The sequence below is a fragment of the Psychrobacter sp. APC 3279 genome, from assembly GCF_030407795.1.
Lineage (GTDB): Bacteria > Pseudomonadota > Gammaproteobacteria > Pseudomonadales > Moraxellaceae > Psychrobacter.
The window spans coordinates 1-9,185 of sequence record NZ_JASDCR010000033.1 but is presented as its reverse complement, the minus strand read 5'-3'; the positions used below and the strand labels follow the sequence as shown (position 1 = coordinate 9,185).

Genomic DNA, 9,185 nt, shown 5'->3' with positions numbered 1-9,185 from the left:
ATGCTGCTAGAATAGGCGGAGATAGTGATACTGCTAGAATAGGTGGAGATAGCGATGCTGCTAGAATAGGTGGAGATAGCGATGCTGCTAGAATAGGTGGAGATAGCGATGCTGCTAGAATAGGTGGTGCATTTGTGCAAGTACAATGTGCGGTTAGTAAGACAGAACCATGGTACAAACTCAAAAATGCTTCCATGTCGAAGAGTAAAGTAATTGATGCATCAATAAATTTTTAATATTTTAATAGACGGAGAAGTCGCAATGAACATAATGTACAAAACTATGACATTAAGCATCGCCATTAGTAGTGCACTTTTTATGAGTAGTTGCGCAACAACAACACCAGCACCAGCACCACCGGAACCAAAGCTAGCTACAGCTCCAAAATATGCAGTTCTATTCACTGATAACGTACGTATTGAAGCAGTAGGTCTTAACTGGAAAATGACACCCAACACTCCTACTACACCCCCAAAATTTTACGATGCTACGCTTATTGGCGATGGAAATTTAGACACTCCTGGTACGGTATTTCCGACATCAATATACGACGGCGATTATGAAAGCCTTCCATATTTTATGAAAGACAAAGCTATTGATGTTTTAATTCATGTAAATGCAAGAAAGAAGCCTCTTTACGGAAAGATTATATTCATGACGGTTAGAGATAGCACCCCAGATGTAAGTGCCAAACGTATGTGGTCAGTTGCTATTCCAAGTGAATACATTAGAATTGCTGATTCGGGTTCTATGAGCGTAGTATATCAACCATATAAATACAGCAATTCACGTAATTTGGATATTGCGTCTTGGGTCTTACATATGTCTGCTTTACCTTTTTAAAGATACTATCAAAAGTGAGTTATACTGACAGAACTGAGCTTGAGTGGTCGATACCAATCCGTAATTGGACGTCTGCTGTGAATCGCTTTATGATTATGTTTGATGATCGTATCAGCAAGCATTTAATCTAAATGGCAGTTACACAGAATCTGGGATGGGCTCCGAACTATAGCCTCAGTGTTTACTTTATTCTTTTCTGCCTTAGCTATCGACCCATACTCGGAGATCGTGACCTTGTAGGCGCTCTAGCACGCTCAAGTTCTTGTTCTTTGACTTTTATCACTTCTCTAACTTGCTCAGCAACCTGTTTAATTCCTTCACTTCCTTCTGCATTTCTGCCTGTGAGCCGGTTATTTTCGTTTGTGATTGCTCTATTTTGATCTGTGCGTTCACTAATTCCCTCAATTCGTCCTCTAACTTCACGGTATCGCTCTCTAATTGCATCGTATCGCTCTTTAGATAATCGAGCGGTGTTATCGTGCTCTGATACGCCTTCAATTGCGCTACGAGCTGCATCTGTACGTTTCCTAATGCCAGCAACTCGCTTATCAACGTTGCTTGCGTTGTTGCGTGCTGTTTCCGATGCTGTACCCAACCACTGAACACGCTTGTTTGTTCTGTCATTGAATCTTTCAACTGCTTGAACAACATCGGCAATCGTTCCAGCTCTTGCGTCTTCGTCTGCACCAATTTGTTCAATGAGGCTGTCAATTCGGCTATATCTTGGTTTTTCTTGCGTAGCTGCTGCTGTGTGTATCGCTCTTGGTCTTCTAGCATCTGCTCTTGACGTTTGATCGTGTCCTGCTGAGCTTGTAGGGCTTGCTGTACTTGCTCTAGTAGTCTCTTGTCCATGACTTACCTCTGACTGTAGTCGATCTGCGGTTGTGACTGTGGCTGCTGCGGTGAATTGATATAGGTCGGTTTTGAGAACTTGTTGACCAACGCTGCCCCTATGAGCATGCCCAACACCAATACCATGAGTGCGCCAAAACTGGTAACTATCAGCCATTTTTTCATTTCTGACTTGATGACCTGCGCTATTCTGTCTTCTCGCTGCGTTATCAGTTGTTTGATGTGCTGTGTGTAGGCTTCTATCGTCCTTTCCATCTCTTCTGCGAACTGGTTTAAATGCTCGGTGGTATGGGCTTGGACGTTGTTCATATAGGTTTCGAGGGCTGTAGACATATCGGTTTGATGCTTTGCTAACATTGTTAGCAATTGCTCGTTGCTGGTGTCTAGGCTTTCCATGCCTTGCTTGATGATAGTTTCGCTTTCGATCAATTTCGCTGTCATAAAGCTGTTTAGCTGCGTCGTAGCGTTCTGTACTTCTTGCTCGATAGTCTTCGCCTGTGCGCTCGATTGTGTTTTGAACTTCGCTGCTAAAGTTAAAATCTCGCTCATATAATCCGCCTGTCAGCCTAATATTTCTTTTCCCTGCTGGGTTCTTGATAGAAATTGCTTTGTCCGTCTCTCTTGCTATCTCAAATCCACCATCAGTAAGGGCTTGGATAACATCGTCACGATTGGTGATCACGCCTTCAACCACTAACGTTTTTAATCCGTCAGTAATGGCTTGTCTAACCTCTTTGACGTCTCTTGGTAAGTTGTCACGCTGCGCCATTAATCGCTTATTGGCTGGGTCGTTTGGGTCGGTAAAACCATGCTCAATATTTTGCATGTCTTTCCATGCGTTCACTCTGCGCTTATCAACGTTATGAACATAGGGCTGAAATGCTCTGCCGTGTTCTAAATCAACATTAGCAAAGACAAAGTTCAGCTCTAATCGGCCTTTGTCTCGATGCTCAATCCAGCTAACGCTTACCCTATCAACGTCTAGCCCTGATCGAATGGTCTGCTCAAAGCTGTCCATCAAGGCATTCTTCTGTGATTGGGTGACTTCATCAGCTGTCTCGGTGAACGATAAGCAACCACTGGTGTATTTTTGCTTGAAATCGAGGCTATCAATGAGCAAGGCTTGGTTGTCTATATCACCCCTCAAGACTTCTGCACCAATCCGTTTGCCGTCTGGCTGCTCCTTGTCCTTGAGCAAATAATCAAACACGCCTTTGCTGCCACCAGTGCCGCGAGTGAAGAATTTAACGATCATCAGGCATGCTCGATGCTAGTGCGTTGTCTAGCGTGGTTTGCAAGTTGAGTAAGGCCATCAATACGGAGTTACCGACTTCTTGCCCTGTGTTGGTTTGCTTGGCTATTTGGTTGATGTTGATACCAATGCGATTGATGGCTCGCACCAATTCGGGGTCGGCACTGTGTACGATTTTTTTGTGCTTTGGTTCAGGCGCGGCGACCGGCTGATCGAGTACCAATCCGCGAACGTAGTTAGACATATCGTGCTGACCTGCACGCTTTTTAATGTCTGCAATCTCTTGATCAGAAACTCTTATTTTGAGCCATTTCGTCCTTGCCATGTTCGCCTCGCTCTAGCGGTTGTTTTTTACCCCCTCACGGCTTTTTCTGAGGGGTTGGGGTTAAGGGGCTTCCCCTTACCAGTATGCCTTGGGTCAATAGTAACGTAGTGGATATTGTACCCACGGTATATGCTGGCTAATTTAAAATTAACAGATATATGAAAAATTAGTCGTAGTCTTTTGTTTTTCTGAAACAACTTACCTATTGTAACAACGTATTATAAACATTAATGTTTACTTTATCATCAAAAATGTTTATAATACATTATGATAATAAAGGAGGTAATTTGAAAAGATTAGATTTTGTTAAAGAGCTCAAAGAGCTAGGCGCTACGTTTGAAGAAGGCGGTAAACATCAAAAAGTTTATTTGAACGGCAAGCAAACAACCATACCAAGACATAATGAAATTAGAAAAATCATGGTCAAGGAAATAAGGAAGCAACTAGGTATTATGTGATTGTTATACATCCCATTGGGAATTAGCCTTCAATGGGATGTAATACCACACAAATATAGCAACTTAACAAAAACCTTAATTATTATCAGAGAGTGGCACTAAAGATGACTTGTGCAGGAATCATCTGTCAAAGTCTAAAACAACCAACAATCAACAAACCAACCAAGGATTATGTCTTAAGGTAATTTCTCTATAAGGAGAATACATAGAATCTTCCTGTAAGTATTAGAACACTAATAGACAGAGAGAAAATACTAAACAGACGTTACTAAACTAAGGACAACTATTTAATCTACGATAATTAGGATTATCAAGATTAAATAATTGATTTTAGGTGGAGCTAACATCATGAAATATGCAGCGAAGTTTATAAAAGACGAAGATGGTTTTGTCGTAACTTTTAGAGATATTCCAGAAGCTATTACTCAGGGTGATACCTATGAGGAAGCAGTCGAAATGGCAGAAGACGCCTTACTTACAGCAATGGATTTCTACTTCGAAGATAATCGTCAGGTACCATTACCTACCAAACCCCAAAAAGATGAGGTAAGTATCAGCCTACCTGCAAGCGCAGCAACAAAGGTTATGCTTTTAAATGCTTTATTAGAGAGTCGTATGAGCCAAGCTGAACTAGCCAAACTGATGGGTATTCGACCGCAACAAGTGACTAGAATCGTTAACCTAGAGCATAGTACGAAAATAGATACAGTCGAGAAAGCTTTCAAAGCTTTAGGTAAAGAGCTAAACTTTGCTGTTGCTATGGCTTAAAAATGTAAGAAAAGAAAAAGGCCTCCTCATATAGGGGGCCTTTTTCTTGAGCCTAAAGTGGGAACACCGTAGAAACAAATTTAAATCAGATAGCAACCTTCAAAAGGCTGTTATCTGATTTAGGCTTATCCAGTGCAACTTTTTAAAGCTTGCCTAGTTTCTTATGATTATAGTAAGTTCTTCTCGAAATACCTAAGTTTTCCCAAGGCTTCATGGATTGTTCTGACGTGGCTACAGGCTTACGTTTAGATACCTTGCCTCCTTTACTACCTTTGAGTGCTTGCCGGTAGATAAACTCATTATAGTGATACCCATCACGCTTCCAGCAAAATTTAGCAATGCTTTTAGCAGTAGCTTTGATTTCTGAGTAAGGTAATGGCTCTGAAAACATCATATTTACGTTTTGAGCGTATTTAAGTACTGAGTTATACCATTGCTCCCAAGTCTTCCCTCGATGCTCTCTAATCGCAGAATAGGCCCAATGGCGAACGGTATCGAACAGAGTGCAGTTTCTGCCAAGTCCGTATTCTTTCTCTGTGTTCGTTAATGGTCTAAGATCAACAAATTCTGCTAGATAATTTAGCTCATAGGCTTCTTTTGTCCATACTTCGGTACGCCAATGCTCGTGCATCGGATTTTTGGTGATGAAATTTGTGTAGCCGACGTCTGCTCTCGTCTCTCTGACAAGCCCTGCTTGTATCTTAGCAAGATAGGCTAAGGCTTTACGGCTGCCATGCTCACTGGTGCAAACAGGTGTTTTTAGCTCATAGACAATATGAGCGTGTCCGTTTGAGGGGTTTTGGCTTGTCCACCGTGGCGGTGGTAGGTGTTCTTCTGCCCAACGCATTGCGCCATGCTTATGATCAATGTCTAAGCAAATGAGGTGGGTCATACAAGGGGGGTTATGCTGGATGTACCGCATTTTGACGGCTATTTGCTTTGGACGAATGGCAAGAATGCCCAAATCATCGGTACAATAAGGCTTATGAGGGAGGTTTTCGTATATTTCAGGTAGTATTAACATCACGCACACTTGTGTTGGTGCGCCTGCTGATATAAAATAACCATTCGAATATGTTGGGTTTTATATCTGCTGACACAGATTAAAATTCATCTAACCCCCGATGCCTGCAAGCATTGGGGGTTAATCGTTTCTAGCACTTGAGTTTACGCTCTCACTATTGTTTCGTCAATTAGCAATTTCCTCGTAAAGCCACGCCATTTAAGGTGTACATCGCTTTAAAAATTTGTAATCACGTCGTATTACATATCCATACTTAGATTAGATAAATCACTCTCAATTTCATTTTTAATTTATAGAAATAAAAGTCATTTTTGATAATATTAATTACAAATTTTATTACAACTTGTAATTGATTGCTTGCTTGAGTGATTGATAAATAAGTATTTTTGATAAAAATTTTAAGTATATACTTAGCTTAGACCATGTGACTGAATCCTATCTTTATATTGTCTTATAGTTACATGAACTACCTTTAACATAAGGAGATTGTCATGAGCTATATAGATATAAAACTAGTTAAAAATAATAGTCTCTACTTAATCATTGTTCTACCGCTATTTTTAATTAGTTGCGCGACAACAAATTCAAATTTAAAGACAAGTGTGGGGGATACATCAAAATATGAGACCCTTTCAATAGAAAGTATGAGCGCATTCTATCCTGGAGTGAAATCAGTACAAATGCCAATAAAAGACTTAAGCATGCTCGTAAAATCCAATGAAGCATGGGTAATTATGGATCCTCCCCTAAGGTCACCAAAAATAACATTTTTTGATAATAGTCCTAAGAATCCCATAGAAAGAAAAATTGTTACCAAACATTGGGCTGAATTAGAACACAAACAAATAATGGAATTACTCAGTAATACAAGAGCTGAAATTAGTGTAAGTAAGGTCGAATCAAATGGAACAATCACTTATTTACCTGGAACCCTAACACGAGATAAAGGTAATTATAAAGTTATCATGGATTACACTGCTTACATTGTAGATGATGTTATAGACTCTTCTTATACTGAGTTTAGTACAGCAATAGGCCTATCGACAAAACCTCACAAGATTGGAGATGTAAGAGTAGGTGTGGGTTTAAGGCTAACTGCGAACATTACTACAAATAAAAATAATGTTAACTTGGGTGGTTTAATCCCTCTAGGTTTGGCCGCAAAGTCAAATAAAGTGCAAGGATACATGCATGTTGACACGATTGGTATTAGGCTTAAAGGCAATAGCGGAATTATATTGTCAAATACAACGATTGATGAAAGCAGCATTCTTAAGACTGTAGAGACGTTAGCTATCATGCAATCAAGAATAGCTGATGAAACTACTCACCTTGACCCACAAGTTATTTGGGTAAAACCAATATCTGCTCAATTTTCACCCGATATGGTTGCTGGCCAGAAAAATAACTAAGAGCACGATTATATGAGTTTGGTATTCTCTAGTACGATATTTAATGGAGCTTTACACATTGAGTAAAGCTCCATTAAATATCGTACTAGAATCAGTCTGTGACACTTCTGAACCCATCGAAAATGATTAACAGACTACCCTATTTAGACTGTAATTAAGGAATCACTCTAAACCGAATTTTTTGTCTTAGCTAACGTCCCATACTTGAAGATCGTGATCTTGTGGGCACTCTAGCACTCTTAACCTCTTGCTCTTTCGCTTTTATAATTTCTCTAACTTGCTCAGCAATCTGTTTAATTTCTTCACCTCAGTCTGTATTTCTGTTTGTGAGCCGGTTATTTTCGTTTGCGACTGCTTTATTTTGATCTGTGCGTTCACTAATTCGCTCAGTCTGTCCTCTAATTTCACTGTATCGCTCTCTAGATAGTCGGGCGGTATTATCGTGCTCTGATACGTCTTCAACTGCTCTACGAGCTGAATTTGTACGTTTCCTAAAGCTAATAACTCGCTTATCAATAGTGATTGACTAGCCTCTCAACCTTTATGGTTTATTAAGTTAACTGTTTTGTGATAATCTAGCAATATTAATTTATAAACTTATGTAGGTTTGTCCTTATGAACAGAGTTAATCAAATTGTAGCGGTGATTTCCGTTACTTTACTTATGAGCGCTTGTACTAGCACACCAAAGCAGACATGGTATAAGCAAGGTGTTAGTCCTGCTGTAACAGCTGATAAGATTGGTTTTTGTAGAACAGATGTGAACGCTGAGAATTTATCTCAAAACCATGCTAAGAAGATGATCGCATATTGCATGAAATCGGATGGCTATGAATTTGGAATAAAACCTAGAAACTAGGATTGACCTAATTTTCTATTTTAAGAAAGCCCCCAGCAGGGGGCTTTCTCCGTTACTAATTCAGCTGTCTAGAACTGGTCCATTTCCATTTACCATAATCTACCTTTATACGAGGAATCAACATCATCCCCAAGCCACCCTTGAGGATGATTATTTTCTAAGCATCTGATTTTTAAATTGTTTATATAATATTATATTTATTCGGTGTCCAAACAGTGTCCAAAAAGGGGATAATTCGAGGTTTTTCTCATTTTATCAGTAGCTAAGATGATAGAAAAAAAACTATAGATATTCTTGATTAAATTAAGAAGGGCTTGAATCTTCATATCAATTCATATATTACTAATACTGAATACTTCAGCAAGATAATGCGTTTTCTTATAATTTTACGTTAAATTCAATATTTCTCTTTTGCGGTATTGAACTCCTACAATTATAAATGTAAGCATGGAGGTTTACATGAAAACGAAAATATTAAGCTTAGCCGTTATTCTATTGAGCGCACTTTATTCAAGTGCAGCACTAGCCGATACAGGTACGGTTCTTACATGGGAAACACCGAATGGCAACTGGAAAGCGTGTGGACCAGTTCAATGCCTTTGGTCTACTCAAGAAACCGAACGAGATGCTATAGATATGGTCATAAATGATGATCGACACACAACTAGGTATATCGGTCATTATGGTAAATGTTCGCGTTATAGAGTGTCTAACATGAGGTCGTGGGATGACCCCACAGAAAAAGTTATTCGCGATGCTAAATGTAATGATTATTAAGAAGTTATAGTTAAAACATATCAGAAATAAAACTAAGCCTCTTTAAAAACCTATGATAAAGCAACCTATCTCGGATTCTGTGTAAGTACTGCTACAAGCTCAATGGCAGTTATACAGAATCTGGGATGCTCTCTTAGACAGCGATGCCTGACTCAAGTAAAAAACCCTCCGATATAGTCGATGCGGTTCAATATTCTTGGAGATACAATAATAATAATAAAATTTTGAAAATATGTATTTTTTGTAAAAAAATAAGGAAGTGTATTATGTTGAAAGTCTGTCTTAAGATTTTATTTTCAGTAATGACTATAATTTTATTTAATGCTCACGCATATGCAGAAGAAGACTTTCAATCTTGCAGCTTAATAGAGAGGTTTGAACAAACACCAAGTAGCATGAAACTAATACAACTTCTTGAAAAACGCAGCTTTAAACCATTCCTATTAATAGCTAACAATACTTATGATTGCGCTTGCTTATTAGACAGTCGAATAGGTGGAGATAGCGATGCTGCTAGAATAGGCGGAGATAGTGATACTGCTAGAATAGGTGGAGATAGCGATGCTGCTAGAATAGGTGGAGATAGCGATGCTGCTAGAATAGGTGGAGATAGCGA

The 9,185-nt window shown here is 39.2% G+C and carries 11 protein-coding genes and 1 pseudogene; 8 read left to right on the top strand and 4 right to left on the bottom strand.

Going from position 1 to position 9,185, the window contains the following annotated elements; genetic code table 11:
- Positions 1 to 236, top strand: a 236-nt coding sequence (locus QL898_RS13575; protein ID WP_290177171.1) for a hypothetical protein, incomplete at its 5' end; no start/stop codon positions are given.
- A gap of 46 nt (positions 237 to 282) precedes the next feature.
- Positions 283 to 843, top strand: a complete 561-nt coding sequence (locus QL898_RS13570; protein WP_290177170.1) for a hypothetical protein — start codon at positions 283 to 285, stop codon at positions 841 to 843.
- 855 nt (positions 844 to 1,698) lie between these two features.
- On the opposite strand, the gene QL898_RS13860 is transcribed toward QL898_RS13570, so the two are convergent.
- From QL898_RS13860 to mobC, 3 genes and pseudogenes are all read right to left on the bottom strand, one after another.
- Positions 1,699 to 2,244 carry an MbeB family mobilization protein gene (locus QL898_RS13860; RefSeq protein ID WP_356639408.1) on the bottom strand — a complete coding sequence of 182 codons (546 nt, stop codon included), beginning with the start codon at positions 2,242 to 2,244 and terminating at the stop codon, positions 1,699 to 1,701.
- Between the two features lie 40 nt (positions 2,245 to 2,284).
- Positions 2,285 to 2,950 (bottom strand): annotated as a pseudogene (locus QL898_RS13855) (relaxase/mobilization nuclease domain-containing protein); the annotation flags it as partial.
- Positions 2,940 to 3,272, bottom strand: a complete 333-nt coding sequence (gene mobC, locus QL898_RS13560; RefSeq protein WP_290177168.1) for a plasmid mobilization relaxosome protein MobC — start codon at positions 3,270 to 3,272, stop codon at positions 2,940 to 2,942. The pseudogene QL898_RS13855 and the gene mobC, both read right to left, overlap by 11 nt.
- Positions 3,273 to 3,559: 287 nt before the next feature.
- On the opposite strand from mobC, the gene QL898_RS13555 reads away from it, so the two are divergent.
- Positions 3,560 to 3,730, top strand: coding sequence for a type II toxin-antitoxin system HicA family toxin (locus QL898_RS13555; RefSeq protein ID WP_290177167.1), 171 nt, complete (start codon positions 3,560 to 3,562; stop codon positions 3,728 to 3,730).
- 348 nt (positions 3,731 to 4,078) lie between these two features.
- Positions 4,079 to 4,498, top strand: coding sequence for a type II toxin-antitoxin system HicB family antitoxin (locus tag QL898_RS13550; RefSeq protein ID WP_290177166.1), 420 nt, complete (start codon positions 4,079 to 4,081; stop codon positions 4,496 to 4,498).
- Positions 4,499 to 4,640: 142 nt separating this feature from the next.
- On the opposite strand, the gene QL898_RS13545 is transcribed toward QL898_RS13550, so the two are convergent.
- Entirely contained in the window at positions 4,641 to 5,522 is an 882-nt protein-coding gene (locus tag QL898_RS13545) for a replication initiation protein (protein ID WP_290177165.1), read from the bottom strand.
- Between the two features lie 491 nt (positions 5,523 to 6,013).
- Here QL898_RS13545 and QL898_RS13540 point away from each other — a divergent pair, with 491 nt between their 5' ends.
- The 4 genes from QL898_RS13540 to QL898_RS13525 all read left to right on the top strand — a co-directional run.
- Complete coding sequence (locus QL898_RS13540) at positions 6,014 to 6,934, top strand: hypothetical protein (protein ID WP_290177164.1); 921 nt, start codon at positions 6,014 to 6,016, stop codon at positions 6,932 to 6,934.
- Positions 6,935 to 7,549: 615 nt separating this feature from the next.
- Positions 7,550 to 7,792 (top strand): hypothetical protein, encoded by a 243-nt coding sequence (locus tag QL898_RS13535; protein WP_290177163.1) that lies wholly within the window; start codon positions 7,550 to 7,552, stop codon positions 7,790 to 7,792.
- 459 nt (positions 7,793 to 8,251) lie between these two features.
- Complete coding sequence (locus tag QL898_RS13530; RefSeq protein WP_290177162.1) at positions 8,252 to 8,569, top strand: hypothetical protein; 318 nt, start codon at positions 8,252 to 8,254, stop codon at positions 8,567 to 8,569.
- Positions 8,570 to 8,712: 143 nt separating this feature from the next.
- The coding region (locus QL898_RS13525; RefSeq protein WP_290177161.1) for a hypothetical protein at positions 8,713 to 9,185 on the top strand (473 nt) is incomplete at its 3' end.